The organism is Tahibacter harae (assembly GCF_024437735.1).
Taxonomy (GTDB): Bacteria; Pseudomonadota; Gammaproteobacteria; order Xanthomonadales; family Rhodanobacteraceae; genus Tahibacter; species Tahibacter harae.
Map to the genome: position 1 here is coordinate 26,875 of NZ_JANFQO010000022.1, position 25,641 is coordinate 52,515.

A 25,641-nucleotide genomic window follows, 5' to 3' on the forward strand; every position below is an offset into this window, starting at 1 on the left:
ACCGGCCCCGTGGACGCCGCGAGCCCTCCGCGGCCGATCCGCTCAGCCGCGCTGCGCCCCCTCAGCCCGGCGCCGCGCCCCGCACCTACAATCCGCCCATGCCCGCCCATCCGCTGATCGCCCCCGCCCTGCTCGCCCTGGCGCCCTTGCTGCTGCTCACCGCCAACCCGCGCACCGGCGTGGCGCCGGCCCTGGCCGTGCTGCCCTTGTTCGGCACGCTGCAATTGCTGCTGATGCTGCTGCCGCGCGTACTGCGCCGCGACGCCTTCAGCGCCGCCGTGGTCGCCGCCACCGCGACGGCCTGCACGAGCTGGGTGCTGGGCGCGCAGCAGCCGTATGCACAGGCGCAGCTGGCCCAGTTCCTGCCGGTGCTCGCGGCCAATGCCGCCTGGTGGCAGCTGGCGCGCAGCGACGAACCGCCGTGGCGCCTGTTCGCCCTCAGCCTGCTGCTGGCCGCCGCGCCCTGGCTGCTGATCCTGCTGCGCGCGGCACTGGAAGAAGCGCTGCGCTGGCTGCCCGCGGCCGGTCCCGGCCTGGGCCGGCTGCTGCATTCGGCGCCGCTGCAGCTGATGCTCGCCGCCGCCCTGGTCGCACTGGGCCAATATCTGCGCCACCGTTACGCCGCCCCGGAAACCCCAACCGCATGAACAATGCCAAACGTGCGGAAATCTTCCGCCGCCTGCGCGAACTCAATCCGCAGCCGACCACCGAGCTGGAATACACCACGCCGTTCGAACTGCTGGTCGCCGTGACCCTGTCGGCCCAGGCCACCGACGTGGGCGTGAACAAGGCCACGCGGCGCCTGTTCCCGGTCGCCAACACGCCCCGGGCGATACTGGACCTGGGCGAAGAAGGCCTGAAGAAATACATATCCACTATTGGCCTCTACAACGCCAAAGCCAAGAACGTGATCGCCACCTGCCGCATCCTGCTGGAGCAGTACGGCGGCGAAGTGCCGCAGACGCGCGAGGAACTGGAAGCGCTGCCCGGCGTGGGCCGCAAGACCGCCAACGTGGTGCTGAACACGGCCTACGGCCAGCCCACCATCGCGGTGGACACGCATATCTTCCGCGTCGCCAACCGCACCGGCCTGGCCAAGGGCGCCACAGTGCGCGCGGTGGAAGACAAGCTGGAAAAAACCACGCCGGCGGAATTCAGGCAGGACGCCCACCACTGGCTGATCCTGCACGGCCGCTACGTGTGCAAGGCGCGCAAGCCCGACTGCCCCGCCTGCGTCATCCGCGATCTGTGCGAATACCCGGACAAGACGCCGCCGGCCGCGGCGAAAACGGTATAAGTACAGGAGTCCTCGCTACTTCGGCCGCCGCGGGCGGGGTGTTGCAATCTCACCACCTTCTTCTACAGCCCGCGAAGATTTCCATGACCGAAGCACTATCGCCCCGCCTGCCGCCCGCCGCCGTCCGCTCCGCGCTGGGCCTTGCCCTGGCCCTCGCGCTGACCGCGCCGGCCCAGGCCTATGACCTGCTCAACGAGTGGCCGACCAAGTTCAAGACCAAGTCCGGCGTCGAATTCGGCACCCGCGCCACGCTGCAGTACGACACCAACCATTTCTCCGACGACACCCTGCCCAACGGTACGGCGCGCTTCGAGGACCTGGAAACCTGGCGGCGCAAGGAGGTCTATCTCTACGCGCGCAAGAGCGGCTCCTGGGAACTGGCCGCGGGCTACGATTTCCAGTCCAAGCTCTGGGTCGACGCCTATCTGCGCCTGTTCAACAAGGAGATCGGCGACTTCCGCATCGGCCAGATCAAGACGCCGGTGGGCTTCGACGAAGGCGCCATCGGCTCGGGCTCGACCACGTTCATGGAGCGCGCGCTGGCCGTGCAGGCCGTGAACCAGGGCCGCCGCATCGGCCTGGACTGGACTTACGAGAAAATCCCGGGCTGGCTGCTCAATGCGGGCTTCTTCAGCGGCGGCGATCTCAACGGCGACAACGATGGCACCACCTGGGCCGCGCGCGCGGTCTACAACCCGGTCAAGACCGAGGACAGCGTGGTGCACCTGGGCATCGCCGGCTCCATCGAGGACCGCGACGACGAAGTCGCCCGCATCCGCGCCCGCCCCGAGGCCAACCTGACCGCGATCCGCCTGGTCGACACCGGCAATCTCAGCCGCACCGAGCAGATCCGCCGCTTCGGCCTGGAAGGTGCCTGGGCGCAGGGGCCGTTCTCGCTGCAGGCCGAATACCTGACCATCGGCGCCGAACGGCGCAACGCGGCGGATTTCAGCGGCAAGGGCGCCTACGCCTATGCCAGCTGGGTGCTGACCGGCGAGAACCGGCCGTACAAGAGCGGCGCCTTTTCCAACGTCAAGCCGAAGAACAGCTACGGCGCGGTGGAAGCGGCACTGCGCTTCTCCACCCTGGACCTCAACGACGGCCTGACCCGCGGCGGCAAACAGCACGACTGGACGCTGGGCCTGAACTGGTACCTGGGCCAGCACATCAAGCTGCAGGCCAACTACATCCGCGCCTTCAGCGATCGCGGCAATCTCTCGCTGGATCCCAAGATCACGGAGCTGCGCGCGCAGGTTTATTTCTGAACGATTGCGGGATTCGTACGCTGCCGCACTGGCCGCGGCGGGGCGGCACGCAGCGGGGATCCGGGATTGGCAATGACATCGGCGGCGGCAGGATCTTATCGGGCTTGCCGCCGCCGATGGCGTTTCGCTGCGCCTGTACCGCCTCGCCTGCCGCCACTGCCCCGAACCTGGATCAAGAGTCCACACCCGCGCCCCGCATCCCGAATCATCCTCAATCCCGAATCCCCGCCCCACTGTGCAATTCCCGCCTTTCCGCAAGGCACTGCAACCTTCTCCTTCCCGCCGGGCACAGACATCGCTCACCATCGGCGGCATCGCAGGTTCTTAACCGGCATATCGGTATGAAAGAATTTGCGTGACCGCCCGGTCTGCTAGTCCAAGCTGACGCGCTGCAGTGCAACAAATCCACGTTGCCGCAGCGCGCCGGCCTACTGTCTGCGCGCCAGCACGAACGGAGGGCAGAACCCCGGCACACCGGCAGGTTCTCCGGCTTCTGGCGCGTTACTGCTGCATGTCGCAGCCGTTACCCCTGCGGGCGGAAACGCCCGTCCACCACGGAGAACTTGCAATGTCCACCAAGATTGCGAAACCGCTGACGCTCGCTCTCGGCACCGCTTTCATCGGCACCCTGTCGCTGTCGCAGATGGCCAGCGCCGACACGGCCTTCCAGCTCAACCAGCTCGCCAGCGGCTACATGGCCACCGGCTTCGGCGAAGGCAAGTGCGGCGAAGGCAAGTGCGGCGAGGGCAAGTGCGGCATGGCCAAGATGGACACCAACAAGGACGGCTCGGTCTCCAAGGCCGAATTCGACGCCGCCAAGGGCCAGCACTTCGACAAGATCGACACCGACAAGAACGGTTCGCTGAGCCAGGCCGAGATCGACGCCCACCACAAGGCCATGGGCGCCGAAGGCAAGTGCGGCGAAGGCAAGTGCGGCGGCGACGCCAAGAAGGCGAAGGAAGGTTCCTGCGGCGGCGACAAGAAGGCCAAGGAAGGTTCCTGTGGCGGCGACAAGAAGGGCAAGGAAGGCTCCTGCGGCGGCGACGCCAAGAAGGGCAAGGAAGGTTCCTGCGGCGGCCACGCTTCCTGAGACCCGCCATGAGCCCGCGCTCACTTCCCTGCGGCGCGGGCCTGGGCCTGCGGCGGGCCCTGCTGGGCCCGCTTGCCGACCACGGCTATCCCGCGGCCGCCGCCCCGGCGGCCGCGATCGATTTCTTCGAGATCGCGCCGGAAAACTGGATCAATGTCGGCGGCGCCCTGGGGCGCAAGCTGCGCAGCTATACCGAACGTCACGCCTTTGCCTGTCACGGGCTCTCGCTGAGCCTGGGCGGCCCGGAGCCGCTGGACGAAACCCTCCTGGTGAAGATCCGCCGCCTGCTCGATGCCCACGGCATCGCGCAGTACAGCGAGCACCTGTCCTACTGCTCCGACGACGGCCACCTGTACGACCTGATGCCGATTCCGTTCACCCGCGCCGCGGTGGACTGGGCCGCCGCGCGGGTGCGCCGCACGCAGGACCTGCTCGGCCGCCGCATCGCCATCGAAAACGTGTCCTACTACGCCGCGCCGGGACGCGAGATGGACGAGGCCGACTTCGTGCGCGAAGTGGTGCAGGCCGCCGACTGCGACCTGTTGCTGGACATCAACAACATCTACGTCAACAGCATCAACCACGGCTATGACGCCGAGACTTTCCTCGACGCCATGCCGGGCGATCGCATCGCCTATTTCCACGTCGCCGGGCACTACGACGAGGAACCCGGCCTGAAAGTGGATACCCACGGCGCAGCCGTGATCGACCCGGTCTGGCGCCTGCTGGAACGCGCCTACGCCCGCTTCGGCCCGCGCCCCACCCTGCTGGAACGCGATTTCAATTTCCCGCCGCTGGCCGAACTCACGGCCGAGCTGGAACACATCCGCCGCCTGCAGCGCGCCGGCGCCGGCACCGCCGGGGAGCGTCATGTCGCCGCTGGCTGAATTGCACGCGCTGCAGCGCGATTTCGCCGCCTGCATACGCCAGCCCGAGCGCGCGGACCTGCCGCCCGGCGTCGCCGCCCGGCGCATGCAGGTCTACCGCGAGCTGTTCTTCAACAATGTGGAAGGATTGCTTTCGAGCAATTTTCCGGTGATACGCACCTTGTACGGCGAGGACGACTGGCTGGCCCTGGTCGGCGTGTTCCTGCGCGAGCACCGCGCGCAGACGCCGCTGTTTCCGGAGCTGGGACGGGAATTCCTGCGCTTCGTGCAGAACCGCGCCGAGGCCGGCTGCGCCGATCCGCCGTTCCTGACCGAGCTGGCGCATTACGAATGGGCCGAGCTGGCGCTGTCGCTGGACGAGCAGGAAATCGGCGATCTGCCGCACGACCCTCGCGGCGACGTGGTCGAAGGCGTGCCCGTGGTCTCGCCGCTGGCCTGGCCCCTGGGCTACCGCTTCCCGGTGCACCGCATACGCCCGGACTTCCGCCCCGACGACGCGCCGGCCGAGCCGACCTTGCTGCTGCTCGTGCGCGGCCGCGACGACGAAGTGCGCTTCCTGGAGATCAATGCGCTGACCGCGGCCTTGCTCGAACGCCTGCAGGCCAATACCGGGGCCAGCGGCGGCGCGGTGCTGGATGCGCTGCTGGCCGAGGTTGCCCCGGCGAACGCCGACGCACTGCGCCCGGCCGGCCGCGCCATCCTGCGCGACCTGCACCAGCGCGCCGCCCTGCTCGGCACGCGGCGCTGAGGAAAAAATCCAGTCTGCGGCGAAAGCAAGCGCGGCCTGCAGCGGTCCTTGAAGCATCTCCCACGCCGCAGGCCGCTTCGCCATGACCGCACCGTTCGCCCGTCTGATCACGCTCTGGGAACTCCTGGTTTCGCGCCTGCAGGGCATGGCCGAAGTGATTCCGCCGGCCGTGCTGCGCCTGGTCATGGGCTGGGAGTTCTACGAATCCGGCCTGGAGAAACTGCACGGCGACAACTGGTTCGCCGATATCCAGGGCAAGTTCCCCTGGCCGTTCAGCGTGATCCCGACGGACCTGTCCTGGCAGCTGGCGACCGGGTTCGAGATCGTCGGCGCGCTGATGCTGTGGCTGGGCCTGGGCACGCGCTTTTTCGCCTTTTCCCTGGTGTTTCTCACCTTCGTCGCGACGGCGGCCGTGCACTGGCCGGACATGTGGAGCATGTGGGGCGACCTGCTCAAGGGCTATTCCGTCAGCGATGCCGGCCACGGCAATTTCAAGCTGCCGCTGCTGTTCGTCATCATGCTGCTGCCGCTGATCTTCGGCGGTCCCGGCAAGCTCAGCCTGGATCACGTGCTCGCGCGCCGCCTGGGCACGGCGCAGCCCGCGGCGGTGAGCGACCTGTGGGCCTGGGCGCTGGCCCTGGCAGTGCTCGGGCTGCCTTTCCTGATGCTGATTCCGAAGCTGGGCTTCGCCCTGCTCGCCACGGCGGCGGCGCTGGCCGTCGCGGCGCGCTGGCTGCGCAGCTGAACGCAGGCGCGCACACAGTCATGGGCGGCCACGGAATCATCCGGTATCCTGCCGCCATGTCCGACGCCAAATCCGTCAATTTCGCCCAGCGTTTCCGCGGTTTCCTGCCCGTCGTCGTCGACGTGGAAACCGGCGGATTCGACCCCGATCGCGATGCGCTGCTGGAAATCGCCGCCGTCGCCATCCGCATGGATGCCGACGGCTGGCTGCATCCCGAGCCGGTCATTTCCACTCACGTGGTGCCGTTTCCCGGCGCGAACATCGACCCGCGCGCACTGGAGATCACCGGCATCGATCCCACCCATCCCTTCCGCGCCGCGCTGGACGAGAAGGAAGCGCTGGACCACATCTTCCGCCCCGTGCGCAAGGCCATGCGCGAAGCCGACTGCCAGCGCGCCATCCTGGTCGGCCACAACGCCTCGTTCGACCTGAGCTTCCTCAATGCGGCCATCCGCCGCACCGGACACAAACGCAGCCCCTTCCACTTGTTCAGCTGTTTCGACACCGCCACGCTGGCCGGCCTGGCCTACGGCCAGACCGTGCTGTCCAAGGCGCTGACCGCGGCCGGCTTCGACTGGGACAGCAACGAAGCGCACTCGGCCGTCTACGACACCGAGCAGACCGCGCGCCTGTTCTGCCGCATCGTCAACCGCTGGAAGGCCATGGAAGACGCCTACCGCGCCGCCGGCGGCGACGCCCTGCCGGCGTTGCTGGGCACGGCGGCCGACAGCGTCGCCGTGGCTTGAGGCCGGCCGCCGCCGCCCTCACCTGCCGCAGCAGCCCACGGACACCGCCATGCCTATCTACGAATACGTTGCCACCGGTCCGGGCTGCGACTATTGCAGCCCGGGCTTCGATCACCTGCAGAAACTCAGCGAAGCCGATCTCACGGCCTGCCCGCGCTGCGGCGCGGCGCTGCAGCGGCGCATTTCCGCGCCCAATACCATCATCGGCAACAGCCACCTGACCAGCGAAGGCCACGCCGCCAAGCACGGCTTCACCCAGTACCGCCGCGCCGGCGGCGGGGTGTACGAGAAGACCGCGGGCAAGGGCCCGGACTACATCAGCGGCGACTGAAGCGCCTCAGGCTATGCCCAGGCCCTCGATCGCGGCGATGGACTGCGGATCGAAACCGGCCAGCTGGGTGAAGGCGCGGCCGCGATCGGCGTAGTCGTGGAACTGGTCGAAGCTGGGCGCGCCCGGCGACAGCAGCACCACGCCGCCGGCCGGCGTGAGCTGGCGCGCCGCGGCGACCGCCTCGGCGAGTGAAATGCGCTGCTCCAGCCGGAACGCCGGCTGCGCCGCGGCCAGCTGCTGCGCGATGCGCACGCCGCTGGCGCCCAGGCAGATCACCGCCAGCGGCGGATGCAGCTGTACATGACGCTGGAATTCGCCCCAGTCCAGCCCGCGGTCGAAGCCGCCGACCAGCACGCTGACCGGCCGCCCTTCCAGGCTGCGCAGGGCTTCTATCGTCGCCTGCGGCGTGGTGGAAATACTGTCATTGACGAAGGTCAGCCCGGCGCGTTCGCCCAGGGTCTGCAGGCGGTGCGGCAGCGGCACGAAATCGCGCACCGCCGGCAGGGCGGCGCGGGCGTCCAGGCCCAGTGCCTCGATCGCGGTCAGCGCGGCGCAGAGGTTGAGGCCGTTGTGTTCGCCCGGCAGCGGCAGCTGCGCCAGCGCGAACAGGACTTCGCCGCCGCAGCAGACCTGTCCGCCGGCCAGATGCCAGCCCGCCTCGCTGCCGAACACGCGCCGCGCCGCATGCGCGGCGGTGCGCGCCAGCAGTTCGGGCTGCAGGCCGTTGAGCACCAGCACCGCGGCGCGGTCGGCCAGGGCCAGCTTGTCGGCCACGTAGCGTTCGCGCGAGCCGTGCCAGTCCAGGTGTTCCTCATAGACGTTGTTGACCAGACCCACGGCCAGGTGCGTGGGCGCGGAAGTCTGGAAGCTGGACAGTTCCACCACCCAGAAATCCACTTTTTCCGGCGTATCCAGCAACTCCAGCAGCGGCAGGCCGATATTGCCGGCCAGGGCCACGCGCCGGCCCAGGCGGCGCAGCAGATGGGCGATCAGCGCGCTGGTGGTGCTCTTGCCCTTGGTGCCGGTCACGCCGATGACGCGGGCGTCCGGGTTTTCGCCGAACCACAGCGCGGTCGAGGACGTGAAGCGCACGCCGGCGGCCTCGGCTTCGCGTATCGCCGGCAGATAGGCGCTGATGCCGGGCGACTTCACCACGATGTCGAAACTCCACAGCAGCCCGGCGTAGGGCTCCTGGGTGATGTAGTCCAGCGCATCGCCGTGGAAGGTGCGCGCCTGCTCCGCCTCGGCCTCGCTGCAGATCAGGCTGACGCGCTGGCCCGGCAGGCGCCGGCGCAGCGCGGCCAGGGTGGCGCGGCCTTCGCGGCCGTAGCCCCAGACCGCAACCTTGCGCCCGGCCAGCTCAGCGAAGCGCATCGACGATCCCGGCCAGGCGCGGCGGCAGGCCGTGCGGTCCTTCCACCTGGAGCAGCGGCTCCAGCGCCAGCTCCGCGGCGTCCAGCTGCGGCAGCAGCAGGCGGGCGAAGCGCGCGACCAGGGCGTCCTCGCGCCATTCCGCACGCTGGCTCAGCGCGTACATGGCGGCGCGGGATTCGCGCCCTTCGCCCACGCACTCGAACGGCTTGTGGCCGTTGAATTCCATCAGCGCGTCGAAACCGGCCTGCTGGGTCTCGTCATCGAGCAGGTTGCGGCCGAAGATCGCAAGCAGGCGCGGCTTGGGCAGGAACGGCGCCAGGGCCAGGAATACAAAATGGCACTTGGGACATTGTCCACACCAGCGGTCGGCCGGGCGCGGCCCCAGGATGCGGAAGTTGCGGTTGCAGCTGGAGAACACGCCGTCGTAGCGCGACTCGCGCGCGAACAGGCGCGTCACCGCCAGCTCCGACAGCGGGCGCAGCAGCGAGCAGTAGTTCAGGTCCGCCGCCACATGGCTGCGCAGCCAGGCGGCCAGGGACTGCTCGAACTCCCAGCCCTTGCTCCACTGGTGGTTCACCGCCTGGCCCTGGTATTCCAGAGTGGCGCTGGAGGCGGAACGCTCGTTGGAGAACACGATGCTGTCATAGCCGTACAGCAGCGCCGCCATCACCAGGATGGCCGAGTTGATCGCGGTCACCGGGATATGTCCGTTCCAGGCGCCGGCCTTGTTGTACTCGAACAGTTGCGGCGCCAGCTGACGCTGGATGTTCAGGCCGGAAAGCCCGGTCGTGGCCACACAGGCGGCGATCAGCGGCGAATTGCCGACCCACGCCGCCGTGGCCGGCTCGCCCGCCTGGCGCAGCAGTTCCACGGTGACCAGCGAATCCTTGCCACCGCCGACCGGCACCAGGCTGCGCGCCGGCAGGCCCAGGCTGGCGGCCGGCACATGGCTGCCGGCGTGGGGAAAGTGAATGTGTTCGCGCAGATCCAGCTTGTTCTGGTAAGCGAATTCGCCCAGGCCGTTCAGGTACAGCGCATCCAGCAGCCGGGCCGTGGCGGCATCCAGCGGGCTTTCCTCGATCTCGATGCGGCGCGGCACGCCGGCCTTGTAGTAGCTGATGCCGGCGATCAGGTGCAGCAGCTTCAGCGCCGCGGCCAGGCCGGCGCGGCGCTCCGGCAGCACTTCCGGCGCGGCCGGGAACACGATGCGCTCCGCCAGCTCCGGCCCGCCGTCGAAGGCATAGACCAGCTGCGCCTCGCCATCGGCGTAGGCGGCACGGACGAAACGGAAGGCCGCGGCTTGGCGCGGATCAGGCAGGGACACGGGCAGGCTCCTGGCGCAGCGGAATCGGGGCGAGAGCGGCGCGGCTCTGGCGGGAGGCGGACAGGCAATCTAAAAGTATAAAAAACAAGAAATTATTCCAGTCGCGGCCGGCGGCGCGCGGATTGTACTGCCAAGCCGGCGGGATGCCGCAGCCGGCGGTTTTCAGTTACCGGCCGGCGCCGCCAGCTCCCCGCGCCGCAGCCGGCACAGCCCGGCGGCCAGGCCCATCAGGGCGGGCGCGGTGGCCCAGCCGGCCAGCATCAGCGAAAGAAATACGAAGAAGACCATGCTGCGCAGCAGCTCGCCCAGGTCGGACAGGACCGCATGCTTGAGACTCAGCCCCAGCGACAGCAGCACGCCGAACAGCACGTGGGTCAGCACCGCCATGAACAGCCCGGCCAGGACAGGCCGCACCAGACCGGGCCGCCGCGCCGCGCTGTCCAGCAGCGGCCAGCCGGCCAGCGCCGCTAACTGGGCCGCGAGCATGGCGAAGCCCGCCAGCGGCGGGATCTCCGCCGCATTGCCGCCGGCCACGCCGACGGCAATGCCGATCACCAGCGCCGGCAACACCAGCGCGGCAGCGTGCAGCAGCAGGCGGGTGAAGCTCATGCGCGGTCTTCCTGCTGCGGCCCCTTCATGGCGCGACTTCCGCCGGCGCATCCGCCAGGCGATGCAGATCCGCGGCCCCGGCCAGCTCGGCGCGGCGGCGCCGCTGCAGCAGCACGCACAGCAGCATCACCGCCGGCGCGGTGGCCCAGCCGACGAAAGCGCACGACAGACCGGCGACCAGGAGAACGCCTTGCAGCCGTAGGTACAAGCCAGCCAATCCCGCGCGCTCGGGGCCGGCACCACTCAGCGTCACCCACAACTCCATCACCACGCCGGACAGCAGATGGGTCAGCAGCGCCATAGCCAGGCCCGCCAGCGCGGGCCGGATCCAGCCCCGCCGGCGCGCGCTGCGATCCAGCAACCACCAGCCCGGCAGCACCGCCAGCTGCGCCGCCACCACCGCCACGCCGGCGAGCAGGAAAAACTCGTCTGCGCCCTTGAAGAACACCGACAGCATGAGCGCGCCCGCCGCCAGCACCGGCAGCACCAGCGCGGCCAGATGCAGCAGCAGGCGCGCCCGGCTCATATCACCACTTCCGCGGCCGGGGCGCGCAGGTTGTAGTGCGACGCCATGGCCGCGCCGTAGGCGCCGGCCTGGGCGATCAGCAGCACATCGCCATCGGCGCATTCGGGCAGGCGGCGGTTGGAGCCGAGCACGTCGCCGGATTCGCAGATCGGGCCCACCACCTGGTACAGCGTATCGGCCGCCTCATCGCAGCGGCTCAGGTTCACGATCTCGTGCCAGGCGTCGTACAGGGCCGGACGAATCAGCGAGTTCATGCCGGTATCCACGCCGACGTAGCGGTAGTCGCCCTTGCGCTTGAGCTGGGTCACCCGCGCCAGCAGCACGCCAGCGTCGGCGACGAGGTAACGGCCGGGTTCCAGCCACAGTTCAAACTGCGGATAGGCGGCCTTGATCTCGGCCAGCTGGGCGTCCAGCGCGGCAAGGTCCAGCGGCGTATCCAGCGGTTGCGAGGGCACGCCCAGGCCGCCGCCGATATTGATGGCCTCGACCCGGTTGAAGCCCTGCGCCAGGGCGGCGAGCTGGGCGTAGACCTCGCGCCAGTGGCCGCTGTCGAGGATGCCCGAGCCCAGGTGCGCATGCAGGCCGACCACGGCCAGGTCCAGCTCGCGCGCGAGGCGGCGGAATTCATCGAGCTGGTCCAGGCTGAGGCCGAACTTGGAGCCCGCGCCGCCGGTGCGCACCTTGTCGTGGTGGCCGCGGCCGCTGCCCAGGTCGACGCGCAGCATCACCGCGCGGCCGCGGAAGGTCTCGCCCCAGTGCTGCAGCGGATGCAGGTTGTCCAGGGTGACCCGCGCACCGCGGGCAAAGGCCGCGGCGTATTCGGCCTGGGGCGCGAAATTGGGCGTGAACAGCAGGCGTTCCGGGCCGACCAGGCCGGCGGCCAGCTCCAGCTCCGGCAGCGACACGCATTCCAGGCCCAGGCCGGCCTCGGCGATGACGGCCAGCACGGCCGGATGGCTGTTGGCCTTGAGCGCATAGAACCAGCGGTCCGGCGCCTTGAGCGCGCGCAGCGCGGCGGCGCGTTCGCGCACGCTGGCCAGGTCGTAGACATAGCGCGCGCCGTCGCGGGCCAGTTGCAGCAGTTCCTCGCGCCGGCGCCGCCACCAGGGCTGCGCCTGGGGCGCCTGGGCGTGGGCGTACAGCTCGCGCCAGGCCGGTCCGAACACGGCCGGATCCTCCGCGCGCAGCGCCTCGGCCTTTATCAGGGCCGCGTGCAGATTCGGCACCAGGCCGTCGGCCGCGGCTTCGTCCAGCACGATGGTCAGGTTGAGATTGTTGGAGGACTGCGACACCAGGTGCACGCGCTGCAGGTCGAACTCCGCCAGCACCCCGGCCAGGCGCGGCAGCAGCGAGCGCATGCCGCGGCCGACCAGGGTCACCGCGGTACACGGCGCGATCACCTTGACCCGGCAGACCTCGGCCAGGTCCACCGCCAGGGCCGAGAGCACGTCGGAATTGACCAGGTTCTCGGACGGATCCAGCGACACGGTGACGTTGGTCTCGGCCGAGCTGATCAGGTCTATGGACAAGCCGTGCCGCTTGAAGCGTTCAAACACATCCGCCAGGAAGCCGACCTGCTGCCACATGCCGACGGATTCCATCGAGATCAGGGTAATGCCGCGGCGCTCGCTGACCGCCTTCACGCTGGGCGCCGCGGCGCCGGCCGAGGCGCCGATCTCGGTGCCGGCCAGTTCCGGCCGGTTGGTGTCGCGCACCAGCAGCGGCACGCCGGCCTCGCGCACCGGATTGAGGCAGCGCGGATGCAGCACCTTGGCACCGGTGGTAGCGATTTCCTGCGCCTCTTCGTAATCCAGCCGCGACAGCAGCCGCGCCGCGGGCACGATGCGTGGATTGGCCGAGAACATGCCGGCGACATCCGTCCAGATTTCGACTTTTTCCGCCTTCAGCAGGGCGCCGAAATACGCCGCCGAGGTATCCGAGCCGCCGCGGCCGAGGATGACTGTCTCGCCGGCGGCATTGCGCGCCATGAAGCCCTGGCTGATGAATACCTCGCCCTGGGCGGCCAGCGCGGCCGCCAGCGCCGGATCCGGCGCCGTCGGCACCGAGGCCGACAGATAGCAGCCCCAGGCGTTCTGGTTGGGCAGCGCCTGGGCCAGCAGGTGCTGGCGCGCATCCAGCCAGCGCGCCGGCAGGCCCTGGGCGCTGAGATAGGCCGCGCCCAGGGTGGAGGAAAGCTGCTCGCCCAGGGCCAGTACCTCGGCCTGCCAGGCCAGCGCACCGGTTTCGGCGCGCGCATCGGTGCTCAGCGCGGCGAGGCGGTCCAGCCAGTATTGCAGGGTGGCGCGATCGTCCAGGCCCAGTTCGGCGAACATGGCTTCGTGGCGGGCCAGGATTTCCGCGTGCAGGGCCTGGCGCCGCGCGGCGTCGCCGCCGGATTCGGCGATGGCCTTGAGTTTGTCGGTGATCCCCGAAAGCGCCGACACCACGATCAGCACCCGTTTTCCCTGCGCATGCCAGTCGCGGGCGATGCGGCAGATGGTGTCCCAGCGGGGGCGCGTGGAGACGCTGGTGCCGCCGAACTTCACGACGACCCAGCCGCCGTGTGCGGCGTTTGCAGATTCGAGGGTGTTCACACCGTTCCTTTCGTTTTGCCGGTACATGCGCGCGCTCGCGCGGAACCGACGATTCTTTCCGTGGGCGCAGCAGAACGCAATGAAACCGCCATGGCGAGGCGGAATAAGGGCAATTTGCCGGCACGCGCCGGCGGCGGGCAATGCGCGGCGGACGGGCGCGGCAGGCAGGCGGGGCGGCGCACGGCGCGGCCGGGGCTACGGGGTTGGTGCGGGCGGCCGATGCGGCATGGCACCTGGGGCCGCGCCGTTCAGGGCCGGCGGCGGCAGCGGTTCGCAACTGAACGCGGCGGGCGCGGCCGCGACATCGCGCCGGCGGCCGCACGTCGTCAGGGGACGAGATAACGCGGCAGTGCACAGCAGCCGAAGATTCGCCGTGCACCGCCGCCGTGTGCCTCCGCCCCTCGGCGGCGGCACACGCCGTAGTCATTCATTCAAAGCCGTTGCAGTACACCGAATCCTGCATCACGCCGTTCACATCCGCGCCGGCATCGCGCAGGGCCTGGATCTGCGCAGCGGAGAAATTGCGCAGATTGAAACCCGCCTGGCCGTTCATGCCGACCACGCTACCGGTGACCTTGTAGCAGCCGGCGATGGTGTTGGCGTCGGCGGTCAGGGTGACTTCGCCGTTGCTGTCGGTGAAGGCCACGACGACGCGGCCGGATTGGCCGCCGATGCCGTACAGCGTCGCGCTGGGGCCGCTGGCCGGCGCTTCCAGCGTGACCAGCACGTCGGGCACGGGATTGTTGTTCTCGTCCTTGACCAGGGCCTTCATCGTGAACGGGAAGGGCTGGCCCAGGGCCGCGCCCTGGGAGCCGCCGCCGCTGACGGTCAGGGTGGAATTGCCCGACGGCACCGTGCTCTGCGCCAGGCGCACGCCGGAAAATTCGGCCGTGTCGATCAGGCCGGCGGTGAGCAGGCCCTGGGGCCGGTCGAACAGCTGCACGGTGACGGGGCCGGAGGCGATGGCGCCGGTGTCGTAGGTCAGGGCGATGCGCGCGGTCAGCGCGTCGATCGTATCGGCACGCACATGAGTCGAGGGCGCGGTGGTGCTGCTGGCGACGGGGCCGGTATTGGACAGCAGCATGATGCCGGTGCCGGCGGCGCTGAGCAGCGGCAGATCGAGCACGACGCCGGTGTCCAGGTTGGCGATCAGGGTATAGCGCTTGTTCGGCTGCCAGTTGCTGCTGAGGGTCTGGCCGAAGTGGCCGCCGTTGTTGACGATGCTCAGGGCGTTGATGCCGAGCAGGCCGTCGATGACGGCGGTGCCGTTGACCGAGTTGATTGCCAGCGTCGGCGGCGCGAGCAGGCCGATCACGCCGTTGTAGGTGGCCGTCCAGGGACCCGCGCCGATCGGCACGTTGGTGCCCGAGGCGCCGAGCACGCCGCCGCCGACGGAACCCGCATTGCCGGCATCGCTGAAATCGCCGTTGGGGACGGTGAGGAATCCTGCGCTGACGCCGCCGCAGCAACCCGCGGCCAGCAACGCCACCAGCATCGCGCGCATCCGCAGCGAGCGGCGCACGACGGGACGTTCAGAAACGAAATCCTGAGTAAGTTTCATGACGCTCTCCGGCTTCTGGCGAGCACACGCCACCCGCAACGGGAGGAAGGACCGCGGCCGCTCGCCTACGAGATAACTGCCGGAAAACCGATGTATTCCTTCACTTTTGCGTGGCGGATTTCCGGGTTAGGCCGCACCCGTACGGCCGGGTACGCCTTGCGGGCCACCCTAGTCCCGCGTACCGAAATTTACAATCTATTAAACCAATGGATTTCTTCACACGGTTGATAAATTGCACTTATCGACCCCGCTCCGCGCGCAGGTCGTTTCACCGGCTTCGGATGAGTAAAAACCCGGATCCGTGCGCAGCAGAAATGCAAAGCCGGCGCGGCGGCGCGGCCAGGTTCCGTTGAAAATCAGCGCATTGGAACAAGCGGCCGGCAAAGGCGCCGGCGCGGCCGAAAAATGGCCTCAGCGCGGCGGCGGCAGCGCGCCGTACATGAATCTGCCGTCGACCAGGGTTGCCGCGACTTTTGCTGAGGGAATTTCACCGGGCCGGATGAGGAACACATCCGAGTCCAATACCGTGAGATCCGCCGTCTTGCCTGCGGCAATACTGCCCAGACGCGCCTCGGCGAAGCCGGCGTAGGCCGCGCCGAGTGAAAAACCGCGCAGGGCTTCAACCATCTTCAGACGCTGGTCCGGCAACCAGCCCCGCGCCGGCTGGCCGGAAAGATCCTGCCGCGTGACCGCGGCGTAGAGGCCCAGCAGCGGGCTGAACTGTTCCACCGGAAAATCCGAACCCAGCGCCAGCGGCACGCCGGCGTCGAGGAAGCGCCGCCAGGCATAGGCGCCAGGCAGGCGCGCGCGGCCGATGCGCGCCTGCACCCAGGGCATGTCGCTGGTGGCGTGGGTGGGCTGCATGGACGCGATCAGGCCCAGCCTGGCGAAGCGCGCGATATCCGGCACCGCGACGATCTGGGCATGCTCGACGCGCCAGCGGTGATCGCTTTTCGCCTGCGCGCCCAGCACCGCGGCATAGGTGTCCAGCACCAGTTCGTTGCCGCGGTCGCCGATGGCGTGCGTGGCGACCTGGACCTTGCAGCGTTGCGCCTTTTCCACGCTGCGGCGGAATGCCTGCGGCGAAGTCACCAGCAGGCCGCGGTTGCCCGCATCGTCGCTGTAGTCGGCCTTGAGCGCGGCGCCGCGGCTGCCCAGGGCGCCATCCACATAGAGCTTTACCGCGCGCATCTGCAGGCGCCCGCCGGCATGGGCGTAGAGGCCGTCGCGGCACAGCGCGTCCAGCGCCGGGCCGTCCGCATCGGCCATGGTGTAGAGGCGCAGCGGCAGCTTGCCGGCGTCGGCCAGTTCGCGCAGCACGGCCAGGTCGTCCAGGCTCACGCCGGCGTCGTGCACGCCGGTCAGGCCGGCGGCGAGCAGTTTGTCGAAGGCCAGGGCGTAGGCCTTGCGCTTGAGCGCCGCATCCGGCTTGGGCACCGCGCCGTCGAGCAGATCCATGGCGGCGTCGACCAGCACGCCGCTGGCCTTGCCGTCCCTGCGTTCTATGCGGCCGCCTTCGGGCTGCCAGTCGCCGTCCAGATCGCGCGCCGCGCGGCGCAGCGCCGCGCTGTTGGCCCAGCTCGCATGGCCGTCTATACGGCTGAGATAGACGGGGCGGTCGGGAAACGCGGCGTCCAGGTCGGCCGCCGTGGGAAACACTTTCTCCGGCCAGTCGTTCTGGTCCCAGCCGCGTCCGAGCAGCCAGCTGTCCGGCGGCAGTTGCTGCGCGTGGGCGCGCAGCCGCGCCAGCACCTCGGCCTTGCTCGCCGTGCCGCGCAGGTCGGCATTGAGCAGGGACAGCCCCAGGCCGAGCACATGGCCGTGGGCGTCGGTCAGGCCGGGCAGCACGCTGCGACCGCCGGCATCCAGGCGCTGCGCCGCGGGGAACTGCTGCTGCAGGGCGGCGCTGTCGCCGACGGCGAGGATGCGTCCCGCCTCGTCCCAGGCCAGGGCCTGGGCCTCGGGCACGGCCGCATCCAGGGTATGGATGCGCGCGTTCAGCAGCAGCGTATCGGCGGCGGCCGGGACGCAGGCCAGGGCGATGAACAGGGCCAGGGTGGATCGCAGCACGGCGGACTCCTCGCACGGTGTCCGGCAACTGTGGCCGCCGCCGGCAAGACTGACAAGCCATGGCGGCGCGGCGGGAACAATCGCATCGGCACCCGCAGGCGGCGTCCTGCCCACCCGCGCCGCAGCCGCATTGCCAATGCCGCAGGCCTGCCCCATCCTCCGCCATCCCCGCAGAGAGCCGCCGATGAGCGACAGCACCAATCCCGGATATGCACGCCGTCTGGGCGTGCTGGACGCCACCATGGTGGTCGTCGGCGGCATCATCGGCTCGGGCATCTTTCTCAACCCCGCCCTGGTTGCGCAGCGCACGGATTCGTCCGGCATGACCCTGCTGGCCTGGGCCCTGGGCGGCGTGTTCGCCCTGGCCGGCGCCTTCATCTATGCCGAACTCGGCGCGCGCCGGCCCCAGGCCGGCGGCGGCTACGTGTATCTGCGCGAATCCTACGGCCCGCTGATCGCCTTCCTGTTCGGCTGGATCATGCTGCTGGTCAACTATTCCGGCTCCATCGCCGCGGTGGCGACTACGTTCGCGGTGTATGCCTGCCAGGTCGCCGGCCTGTCCGACAATCTGGTCAAGCCGCTGGCGGTCGGCGCCATCCTGCTGCTGGCCGGCATCAATTTCTTCGGCATCCGCGCCGGCGCCCTGGTGCAGAACCTGGCCACGGTGCTCAAGCTGCTGGCGGTGGTCGCCGTCGTCGTGGCCGGCCTGGCCTTTGGCGGCGCGGCCGCGCCGCCGCCCGCCGGTGCCGCGCCCGGCGGCGGCAGCCTGGGCAGCGCCATGCTGCCGGTGCTGTTCGCGTACAGCGGCTGGTTCTACGTGAACAACATCGCCGGCGAGATCCGCGAGCCGCAGAAGAACATCCCGCGCGCCCTGGTGCTGGGCATGCTCACCTGCACCGCCTGCTACCTGCTGGCCAACTACGCCTATCTGCACGTGCTCGGCCATGCCGGCCTGGCCGCAAGCAAGGCGCCCGCGGCGGAACTGATGCAGGGTGCGTTCGGCCCCACCGGCGCGGTGCTGATCGCCGCGGGCATCGCGATCTCCACCTTCGGCTTCTGCAATATCTCCATCCTCGGCGGCGCACGCATGTTCCAGGTGATGGGCGCCGACGGCGTGTTCTTCCGCGCCGCGGCCCATCTCAATCCGCAGTACCGCTCGCCCGATGTGGCCCTGGCCGGGCTGGCGCTGTGGGCCTGCGTACTGGTGCTCAGCGGCAGCTACGGCCAGCTGCTGGACTACGCCACCGTCGGCGACTGGATAGGCAGCGCCATGGTCGCCGCCACCCTGTTCCACTACCGTCGCCACGACGCCGGCAACCATGTGTTCCGCGCGCCGCTGCATCCGCTGCTGGCGCTGGGCTTCATCGCCGCGGTGGCCTATGTGGTGGTGTCCAGCGCCATCGCCCAGCCGCAGCAGACCCTGATCGGCCTGGGCATCATCGCCGCCGGCGTGCCCGCCTACTACGCCTGGCGCCGCAGCAACGCCGCGCGCTGAAGCGTGCGCCCAACCGCGGCCGCGGCACGGCCGGCGGCAGCCCGGCCCCTGTTCGCCTTCCGGCGCTGCTGCGACAATCCCGGCCTGCATTGCGGAGAGTCAAATGCCCTCACCCCCTTTGAAGACCGGGAAACAGCCCAGCGCGCCCGTCGCTGCGGCCGAGCCCGGTCCTATCGAGCTGACCATCAACGGCGAGACCTACCGCCACTCCGGCGCGCCGGACATGCCGCTGCTGTGGTATCTGCGCGACGTGCTGCGCCTGACCGGCAGCAAGTTCGGCTGCGGCGTAGGTCAGTGCGGCGCCTGCACCGTGCATGTGGACGGCAAGGCGCAGCGCTCCTGCCTGCTGCCGGTGAGCGCCCTGGCCGGCCAGTCCATCACCACGATCGAAGGCCTGGCCAGCGGTGAGGACCTGCACGCCGTGCAGCAGGCCTGGGTGGAGGAAGACGTGCCCCAGTGCGGCTACTGCCAGGCCGGCCAGATCATGGCCGCGGTGGACCTGCTCAAGCGCAAGGCCCAGCCCAGCGACAGCGACATCGCCCAGCTCACCAACCTGTGCCGCTGCGGCACCTACCCGCGCATCCGCAAGGCGGTCAAGCGCGCCGCCCAGCTGATCGCCGCCGCACGCACGGCCGAGGCCAAGCCATGAGCGGACTGAGCCGGCGCCAGTTCATCCGCGTGATGCTGTCGGCCAGCGGCGCCCTGGTCGTGGGCGTAGGCCCGGCCTCCGCCGCGTTCACGCCCACCGTGCCCATGGAACTGCTGGGCGAGGCGCTGACCTCGCTCGGTGCCTTCGTACGCATAGAACGCAACAACCGCATTGTCATCGGCGCGCGCGGCTGCGAGATCGGCCAGGGCGTCATCACCTCGCTGCCCATGCTCGTGGCCGAGGAACTGGACGCGGACTGGACCCGCGTGCGCGTGGAACAGCTGCCCTACGGCTACGAGATAGGCCCGGACGGCCCGACCAACCGCTACGGCCCCCAGGGCGCCGGCGGCAGCACCAGCATCACCGACGGCTGGAAGGATCTGCGCCAGGCCGGCGCCGTCGCGCGCTGGCTGCTGATCGAAGCCGCCGCGCAGCACTGGCAGCTGCCGCACGAACGCATCAGCACCGAGGCCAGCCACGTCGTCCACCCGGACGGCACGCGCATGCCCTATGCCGAACTGGTGGAGCGCGCCGCGGCGATACTGCCGCCGGCCGAGCCGGTGCCGGTGAAGACGCCGGACCAGTTCCGCGTCATCGGCAAGCCCGCGCGCACGGTGGACGCCCGCGCCATCGTCACCGGCCAGGCCCAGTTCGGCATCGACGCCTATCTCGGCGGCGCGCTGGTCGCGGTCATGCTGCGTTGTCCGCATCTGGACGGCAGCGTGGAATCGGTCGACGACAGCGATGCGCGCAAGGTCGCCGGCGTGCGCGAGGTATTCGCACTGGACGGCCCGGTGCCGGGTTCGTCCTTCGACGGCAACCTCGCCGCCGGCGTAGTCGTGCTGGCCGACAACACCTGGGCCGCCCTGAAGGGCCGCAACGCGCTCAAGGTGACCTGGAAGCCCGGTCCCTGGGCCGAGGAATCCACCGCGAAGCTCGAAGCCCAGGCCGCCGAGGCGTTCAAGGGCGAAGGCGTGAACGTGCGCACGGACGGCGACATGGCCGCGGCGCGCAAGGCGGCCAAGCGCGTGCTGGAAGCGCGCTACCAGGTGCCGTTCCTGGCCCACGCCACCATGGAACCGCCGGCCGCGCTCATCAAGATCGAGCCCGACCGCGCCCTGTTCATTGGCTCGCTGCAGAACCCCAGCGGCGCCTCCAGCGTCATCGCCAACCTCACCGGCCTGGCGCGGGAGAAGATCGAGATACGCATGACCCGCGCCGGCGGCGGCTTCGGCCGGCGCCTGGAGAACGACTACGTCGCCGAAGCGGTGATGATCGCCAAGAAGGCGGGCAAGCCGGTCAAGCTGCTGTGGACCCGCGACGACGACCTGCGCCACGACTTCTACCGCCCCTTCGGCGTGCACCAGATGAGCGCGACGCTGGACCGCAAGAACCAGCTCACCGGCTTCGCGCACCTGTGCGCGGCGACCTCGCTGAACTACCGCATTGCGCGCAAGAAGGAACGCCCGCCCGGCCAGGGCTGCCTGGAAGCCGACGATTTCCCCGCCGGCCTGCTGCCCAACCTGGACAAGCGCTTCTTCAGCCTGGAATCGGGCATGCCGCGCGGCCCCTGGCGCGCACCGCTGCATACCTTTCATGCCTTCGCCGTGCAGAGCTTCATCGACGAGATCGCGGTGGAGACCAAGCAGGATGCCGTCGCCCTGCGCCTGGCCCTGCTCGGCGAAGCGCGCGAGCTGGATTACTCCGGCCACGGCGGGCCCAAGTTCGATACCGGCCGCCTGGCCGCGGTGCTGAGCCGCTGTGCCGAGGCGATCGACTGGAAGCGCAAGCGCAGCGACGGCCGCGGCGTGGGCATCGCCTGCCATTTCACCTTCGGCGGCTATGCCGCGCACGCCTTCGAGGTTTCCGTCGACGGCCGCGACCTGCGCATACACCGCGCCATCTGCGTGGCCGACGTGGGCCGCGTGGTCAATCCGCTGGGCGTGGAAGCGATGATGATGGGCGGCACCATCGATGGCATCTCCACCGCGCTGAACCTGGCCATCACGGTCAAGGACGGCCAGGTGCAGCAGTCCAGCTTCGGCGACTACGCCCTGGGCCGCATGGCGCAGATGCCCAATGAGGTCGAGGTCATCATCCTGCCCAGCGAACTCGAACCGTCCGGCGCCGGCGAAATGGGCATTCCCAGCGTGGCGCCGGCCCTGGCCAACGCGATCTACGCAGCCACCACGGTGCGGGTGCGCAAGCTGCCGATATTGCCGGAGCTGAACCGGTTGCTTTGAGGCCGGGATTCGGAATTCGGGCGAGGCTGACCTAAAGCTGCGCCGCCGGCGACGGCGGCGCAGCTTTTTTGCCATTTAGCGATTGCCGAGAATTTCCAAGGTATCCGCCAGCAGGCCCTGCGCCGTGACATCGGCGCCAGCACCGGGACCGACCACGACCAGCGGACGTTCGCGGTAGCGCGTGGTGGTGAAGGCGAACAGGTTGTCCGCGCCGCGCAGCGCGGCGCAGGGATGGTCCGCATCCACCGCGCGCAGGCCGACGCGGGCACGGCCGGACACATCCAGCGAGGCGAGGTAGCGCAGCACCTTGCCCTGGGACCGGGCTTCGCGGAAGCGGCGCTCCACATAGGTGTCGATCTCGCCCAGGCGCGCCTGGAAGGCCTTGCTGTCCAGCGCGGCCAGGTGCGGCGGCACCAGTCCTTCGACCTCCACTTCCGATTCCTCCAGCTCCACGCCGGCGACGCGGGCCAGGATCAGCAGCTTGCGCGCCACATCCGCGCCGGAAAGGTCCGCGCGCGGATCCGGCTCGGTATAGCCGCGCTCGCGCGCCTCGTGCAGCAGGGCCGAGAACGGCTGGCTGCCGTCGTAGCGGTTGAACAGGAACGAGAGCGAACCCGACAGCACGCCGTCCAGCGCCAGCAGGCGGTCGCCGCTGCGGCACAGCCGGCGCAGGCTGGACAGGGCCGGCAGGCCGGCGCCGACCGTGGCGCTGTCGCCGTAGCGCGTATCGCCGTGGCGGCGCGCGCGCTGCACTTCATGCCAGTCGGCCAGGCGGCTGCCCTGGGCGATCTTGTTGGCGGTGACCACGTGTATGCCCTGGGCCAGCCAGCGCGCATGGCGCTGCGCCACGGCCTGGGCCGGGGTGGCGTCGATCACGATGCGCAGCGGCAGCTCGCTGGACTTGAGCACCGCGGCGACGGCGTCGAGATCGCAGCTGGCCGAATCTTCCAGCCGCGGCAGCAGGTCGGCGCTGGCCAGCCCGGCGGGATCGAACAGGCTGTGGCGCGAATTGGCCACGCCGAGCAGGCGCAGCGGCGCGACATCGGCCGCGGTTTCTTCCAGCAGGCGCAGCAGCGCGCCGCCGACCAGGCCGGTGCCGAGTACGACGACCGCAGCCTGGGCCGCATCCGGGGCGAGCCGCGGCGTGGAATGGGTGACCGCCAGTGCCACGGCGCTCATGCACGTATCCTCTGTTTGGCGTTGGCCGCGGCTTCGGCGCGTTCCAGGCCGGCGCGGATATCGGCCACCAGATCCTGCGCATCCTCGATGCCCACGGACAGGCGCAGCAGGTTGTCGGCGATGCCCGCCGCGCGGCGCGCTTCCACCGCCATGGCCGCATGCGTCATCGAGGCCGGATGCGCGACCAGGCTTTCCACGCCGCCCAGCGATTCGGCCAGCGAGAAACACTTCAGGCCGTCCAGGAACGCGGCGATGCCGTCATTGTCCGCCGCCAGCTCGAAGCTCAGCATGGCGCCGAAGCCGGACTGCTGGCGCGCCGCCAGCGCATGGCCCGGATGATCGGCCAGGCCCGGGTAGTAGACCTTCTCCACCGCCGCATGGCCCTGCAGCAGTTCCGCCAGAGCGGCCGCGTTCTCCTGGTGTGCGCGCAGGCGCGGGCCCAGCGTGCGCAGGCCGCGCAGGGTGAGGAAGCTGTCGAACGGCGCGCCGGTCAGGCCGATGCAGTTGGCCCACCAGGTCAGCTGCTGCGCGACCGCGGGATCCTTGGCCACCACCGCGCCGCCGACCACATCGCTATGGCCGTTGATGTACTTGGTGGTGGAGTGGACGACGATGTCCGCGCCCAGGGTGATGGGCTGCTGCAGCGCCGGCGAGAGGAAAGTGTTGTCGACCACGACCAGGGCGCCCGCCGCGTGCGCGGCCTGGGCGACGTGGCGCACGTCGGTGATGCGCAGCAGCGGGTTGGACGGCGTTTCCACCCAGACCAGGGCCGGCTTGTCGGCCAGCGCCTCGGCCAGGGCCAGCGGATCGGTCAGGTTGACGAAGCGCACCTGGAAGCGGCCCTTCTTCTGCCAGGCGTCGAGCAGGCGCCAGGTGCCGCCGTAGCAGTCGTGCGCGGCGATCACGGTCGCGCCGGCCGGCACCAGTTCCAGCACCAGGGCCACCGCCGCCATGCCGCTGGCCGTCACCACCGCGCCGGCGCCGTGTTCGAGTTCGGCCAGGGCGTTGCCGAGCAGGTCGCGGGTGGGGTTGCCGCTGCGCGAATAGTCGTAGGCACGCTTCTGGCCGAAGCCGGCGAAGGTGTAGTTGGTGGACAGGTGCAGGGCCGGTACCACCGCACCGTGCTGGGTGTCGGATTCGATGCCGGCGCGCACGGCGCGGGTGTTGGCGGTCAGTTCGCTCATGATCGGAGAGTCCTTGCAATCAACAGCTGGAGAGAGCGGCGGCAACCAGCGCGCCTATGCGGGCGGTTTCCTTGAGAAAAGCGTCGTGGCCGTAACGCGAGTCGATCTCGTGGTAGCGCGCGCCGGCGGCGGCGGCCAGATCGCGCAGGTCCTGCACCGGCACCAGGCGGTCGCTGCTGACCGCAACCACGTCGCAGGGCAGGCGCAGGCCGGTCACGTCGACGCGGTGCAGGTCGATGGATTCGGACAGGCTGAGGTAGCGCTGCGCGTCGAAGCGCGCGACGAACTTGCGCCCGGCGGCGGCGAGGTAATCCTCGACCGGAAAATGGAAGCGGCCGTCGCGGAATTCGGGCTCGGCGTCGAAGCGCTCGGCGAATTCGTCGGCGCCGCGGTAGGTGGTCATGGCCAGCTGGCGCGCCAGGCCCAGCGCCGCGTCCACCGTGCCGGCGGCGACGCCGGCGCGCACGATCTCGCGCTGGATCGCACGCAGCGCCGTAGCCAGCGGGTGGGCGCGGTGGGCGCCGCTGATCGCGACCAGGCGGCCCAGGCGCGCCGGATGGCGCGCGGCCAGGGCCAGGCCGACCATGGCGCCGTAGGAGGAACCGATGAAGGCCTTGGCCTGGACGATGCCCAGCGCATCGAGCAGGGCGACCAGGGCCTCGGCCTGGTCCTCGCTGGACACCGCGGCGGCGCCGTCCAGGTCGGCGGCGGCGAGCCAGTCGATGCTGAGCACGCGGTGGCTGGCCAGGTCCAGCGGCTTGCCGGTGCCGACCAGGTCGTCCCACCAGCCGGCGCTGCCGGCATGGCTGCACACGTCGCGGCTGGCGGAGATACCGCCCTGGACGATGACGGTGGGCGCATCGGCCGCGCCATGCCAGAAATAGCGCAGGGTGACCGTGCACGGGCCGCGGCCGTAGCGCGGCGTGATGCGGACCACGGCTTCACTGTGCGCCGGGCGCGGAATCGGCTGCAGGAAAGCGGCGGATTCGTAGGCGAACGGCGCCGCATCGAAAGCGGCGAAGGAAGTGGCGCTGGTGAGGCTCATGCGGGTCTCCGGCAGTGGTCGAGCCTCCTGCGGGAACCGGCGACGGCGGCGGCAGCGGCGCCCGGAGACACCGGACGGCTGCGGCTACCCATCTCTCGGCATGGCGCGTGCGCGCCTCCGTAGGAGTTGGCACCGTGCGGTTTCCCGTCGGTTGCCCCGGCTTCCAAGGGCCTTTCCCTCAGCCGGTCTCGATGGATCGTGGGCGGCACTTTAGTTGCCGCCCGCCGCTTCGTCAATAGACGTTTAGACGGCTAAACGTCCATATGGCCAATCGGACTATCGCCGGGAGCGGCCCCAGGTACGGGCGGCTCAGGCGGGAAGCTGCCTGCACGTCCGCGATCCCGGCCTGTGCCGCCGCGGCGCGGGGCAGTTCCGGCCGGCCGCCGCGGCGCGGCGCCCGACGGGCGCGAGGCGAGCCGGAACCTGAAGGAATGCGACGCGGCTGCGGCCGGCAGTCGGCGGAGCGCGGCTTGCGGCGCTCCGCACGGCGTGCCGCTGAAGCGCCGGGCGGCGCCAGTCAAAATCAATTCGTATACAAAGAAGAAAGAAATGCCGGGCGGCGCTGCGCCGCCGAAGATGCGCGGCAAGCGTGCCGCGCGCGCCGCGGCACCGACGGACTGCGCCTGGCGCCACATCGGCTGCCGGAACCACCTGGAACCGGAAAAGCCGGCCGCGCGCC

General features: G+C 69.9%; 22 protein-coding genes and 1 riboswitch. Of the genes, 12 read left to right on the top strand and 10 right to left on the bottom strand.

All coding sequences use genetic code 11. The annotated features are described in order from the left end of the window. The first annotated feature begins 98 nt into the window (after positions 1-98). The 9 genes from NM961_RS19310 (at position 99) to NM961_RS19350 (ending at position 7,109) form a co-directional block, all read left to right on the top strand. Complete coding sequence (locus NM961_RS19310) at positions 99-647, top strand: hypothetical protein (RefSeq protein ID WP_255916055.1); 549 nt, start codon at positions 99-101, stop codon at positions 645-647. After that, on the top strand, positions 644-1,297 hold the full coding sequence (gene nth, locus NM961_RS19315; RefSeq protein ID WP_255916056.1) for an endonuclease III: 654 nt from the start codon (positions 644-646) through the stop codon (positions 1,295-1,297). Before NM961_RS19310 ends, nth begins: the two co-directional genes overlap by 4 nt. Before the next feature lie 83 nt (positions 1,298-1,380). Continuing rightward, entirely contained in the window at positions 1,381-2,562 is a 1,182-nt protein-coding gene (locus NM961_RS19320) for an OprO/OprP family phosphate-selective porin (protein WP_255916057.1), read from the top strand. Positions 2,563-3,130: 568 nt separating this feature from the next. After that, on the top strand, positions 3,131-3,652 hold the full coding sequence (locus tag NM961_RS19325) for an HvfA family oxazolone/thioamide-modified RiPP metallophore (protein WP_255916058.1): 522 nt from the start codon (positions 3,131-3,133) through the stop codon (positions 3,650-3,652). Between the two features lie 8 nt (positions 3,653-3,660). Beyond that, positions 3,661-4,539 (top strand): HvfB family MNIO-type RiPP peptide maturase, encoded by an 879-nt coding sequence (locus tag NM961_RS19330; RefSeq protein ID WP_255916059.1) that lies wholly within the window; start codon positions 3,661-3,663, stop codon positions 4,537-4,539. Continuing rightward, on the top strand, positions 4,523-5,287 hold the full coding sequence (locus NM961_RS19335; protein ID WP_255916060.1) for an HvfC family RiPP maturation protein: 765 nt from the start codon (positions 4,523-4,525) through the stop codon (positions 5,285-5,287). The genes NM961_RS19330 and NM961_RS19335 overlap by 17 nt, the downstream gene beginning before the upstream one ends. Positions 5,288-5,369: 82 nt before the next feature. Then, on the top strand, positions 5,370-6,032 hold the full coding sequence (locus NM961_RS19340; protein WP_255916061.1) for an HvfX family Cu-binding RiPP maturation protein: 663 nt from the start codon (positions 5,370-5,372) through the stop codon (positions 6,030-6,032). A gap of 56 nt (positions 6,033-6,088) precedes the next feature. Next, on the top strand, positions 6,089-6,778 hold the full coding sequence (gene rnt, locus NM961_RS19345) for a ribonuclease T (RefSeq protein ID WP_255916062.1): 690 nt from the start codon (positions 6,089-6,091) through the stop codon (positions 6,776-6,778). Positions 6,779-6,827: 49 nt separating this feature from the next. Beyond that, positions 6,828-7,109 carry an FmdB family zinc ribbon protein gene (locus NM961_RS19350; RefSeq protein WP_255916063.1) on the top strand — a complete coding sequence of 94 codons (282 nt, stop codon included), beginning with the start codon at positions 6,828-6,830 and terminating at the stop codon, positions 7,107-7,109. A gap of 6 nt (positions 7,110-7,115) precedes the next feature. Here the strand turns inward: NM961_RS19350 and murD are convergent, their stop codons facing one another. The 7 genes from murD to NM961_RS19385 all read right to left on the bottom strand — a co-directional run bounded on the left by murD (position 7,116) and on the right by NM961_RS19385 (position 17,167). Then, the gene (gene murD / locus NM961_RS19355; protein ID WP_255916064.1) at positions 7,116-8,483 is read right to left on the bottom strand and encodes a UDP-N-acetylmuramoyl-L-alanine--D-glutamate ligase; all 1,368 of its coding nucleotides are present in this window, start codon (positions 8,481-8,483) and stop codon (positions 7,116-7,118) included. After that, the gene (gene murL / locus NM961_RS19360; protein WP_500691678.1) at positions 8,470-9,807 is read right to left on the bottom strand and encodes a UDP-N-acetyl-alpha-D-muramoyl-L-alanyl-L-glutamate epimerase; all 1,338 of its coding nucleotides are present in this window, start codon (positions 9,805-9,807) and stop codon (positions 8,470-8,472) included. The genes murD and murL overlap by 14 nt, the downstream gene beginning before the upstream one ends. A 162-nt stretch (positions 9,808-9,969) precedes the next feature. Next, complete coding sequence (locus NM961_RS19365; RefSeq protein ID WP_255916065.1) at positions 9,970-10,416, bottom strand: hypothetical protein; 447 nt, start codon at positions 10,414-10,416, stop codon at positions 9,970-9,972. A 25-nt stretch (positions 10,417-10,441) separates the two neighbouring features. Next, positions 10,442-10,942 (bottom strand): hypothetical protein, encoded by a 501-nt coding sequence (locus NM961_RS19370; protein ID WP_255916066.1) that lies wholly within the window; start codon positions 10,940-10,942, stop codon positions 10,442-10,444. Beyond that, a complete protein-coding gene (locus NM961_RS19375; RefSeq protein ID WP_255916122.1) occupies positions 10,939-13,488 on the bottom strand; it encodes a bifunctional aspartate kinase/diaminopimelate decarboxylase in 2,550 nt (849 codons plus the stop codon). Before NM961_RS19375 ends, NM961_RS19370 begins: the two co-directional genes overlap by 4 nt. A 475-nt stretch (positions 13,489-13,963) precedes the next feature. After that, positions 13,964-15,097: a hypothetical protein gene (locus NM961_RS19380; protein WP_255916067.1), complete on the bottom strand. Its 1,134-nt coding sequence runs from the start codon at positions 15,095-15,097 to the stop codon at positions 13,964-13,966. A 411-nt stretch (positions 15,098-15,508) separates the two neighbouring features. Further along, entirely contained in the window at positions 15,509-17,167 is a 1,659-nt protein-coding gene (locus NM961_RS19385; RefSeq protein WP_255916068.1) for an amidohydrolase, read from the bottom strand. Between the two features lie 184 nt (positions 17,168-17,351). On the opposite strand from NM961_RS19385, the gene NM961_RS19390 reads away from it, so the two are divergent. From NM961_RS19390 to NM961_RS19400, 3 genes are all read left to right on the top strand, one after another. Then, the gene (locus tag NM961_RS19390) at positions 17,352-18,662 is read left to right on the top strand and encodes an APC family permease (RefSeq protein ID WP_255916069.1); all 1,311 of its coding nucleotides are present in this window, start codon (positions 17,352-17,354) and stop codon (positions 18,660-18,662) included. Positions 18,663-18,765: 103 nt separating this feature from the next. Then, the gene (locus tag NM961_RS19395) at positions 18,766-19,311 is read left to right on the top strand and encodes a (2Fe-2S)-binding protein (RefSeq protein ID WP_255916070.1); all 546 of its coding nucleotides are present in this window, start codon (positions 18,766-18,768) and stop codon (positions 19,309-19,311) included. Then, a complete protein-coding gene (locus NM961_RS19400) occupies positions 19,308-21,554 on the top strand; it encodes a xanthine dehydrogenase family protein molybdopterin-binding subunit (RefSeq protein ID WP_255916071.1) in 2,247 nt (748 codons plus the stop codon). The genes NM961_RS19395 and NM961_RS19400 overlap by 4 nt, the downstream gene beginning before the upstream one ends. Before the next feature lie 75 nt (positions 21,555-21,629). Here NM961_RS19400 and NM961_RS19405 read toward each other — a convergent pair whose 3' ends face one another. The 3 genes from NM961_RS19405 to metX are packed head-to-tail and all read right to left on the bottom strand — an operon-like array spanning position 21,630 to position 24,962. Then, positions 21,630-22,733, bottom strand: a complete 1,104-nt coding sequence (locus NM961_RS19405; protein ID WP_255916072.1) for a homoserine dehydrogenase family protein — start codon at positions 22,731-22,733, stop codon at positions 21,630-21,632. Continuing rightward, a complete protein-coding gene (metB, locus tag NM961_RS19410; RefSeq protein WP_255916073.1) occupies positions 22,730-23,917 on the bottom strand; it encodes a cystathionine gamma-synthase in 1,188 nt (395 codons plus the stop codon). Before metB ends, NM961_RS19405 begins: the two co-directional genes overlap by 4 nt. Before the next feature lie 19 nt (positions 23,918-23,936). Then, positions 23,937-24,962, bottom strand: a complete 1,026-nt coding sequence (gene metX, locus NM961_RS19415; RefSeq protein ID WP_255916074.1) for a homoserine O-succinyltransferase MetX — start codon at positions 24,960-24,962, stop codon at positions 23,937-23,939. An 85-nt stretch (positions 24,963-25,047) separates the two neighbouring features. Next, positions 25,048-25,160, bottom strand: a riboswitch (SAM riboswitch). Between the last annotated feature and the right edge of the window lie 481 nt (positions 25,161-25,641).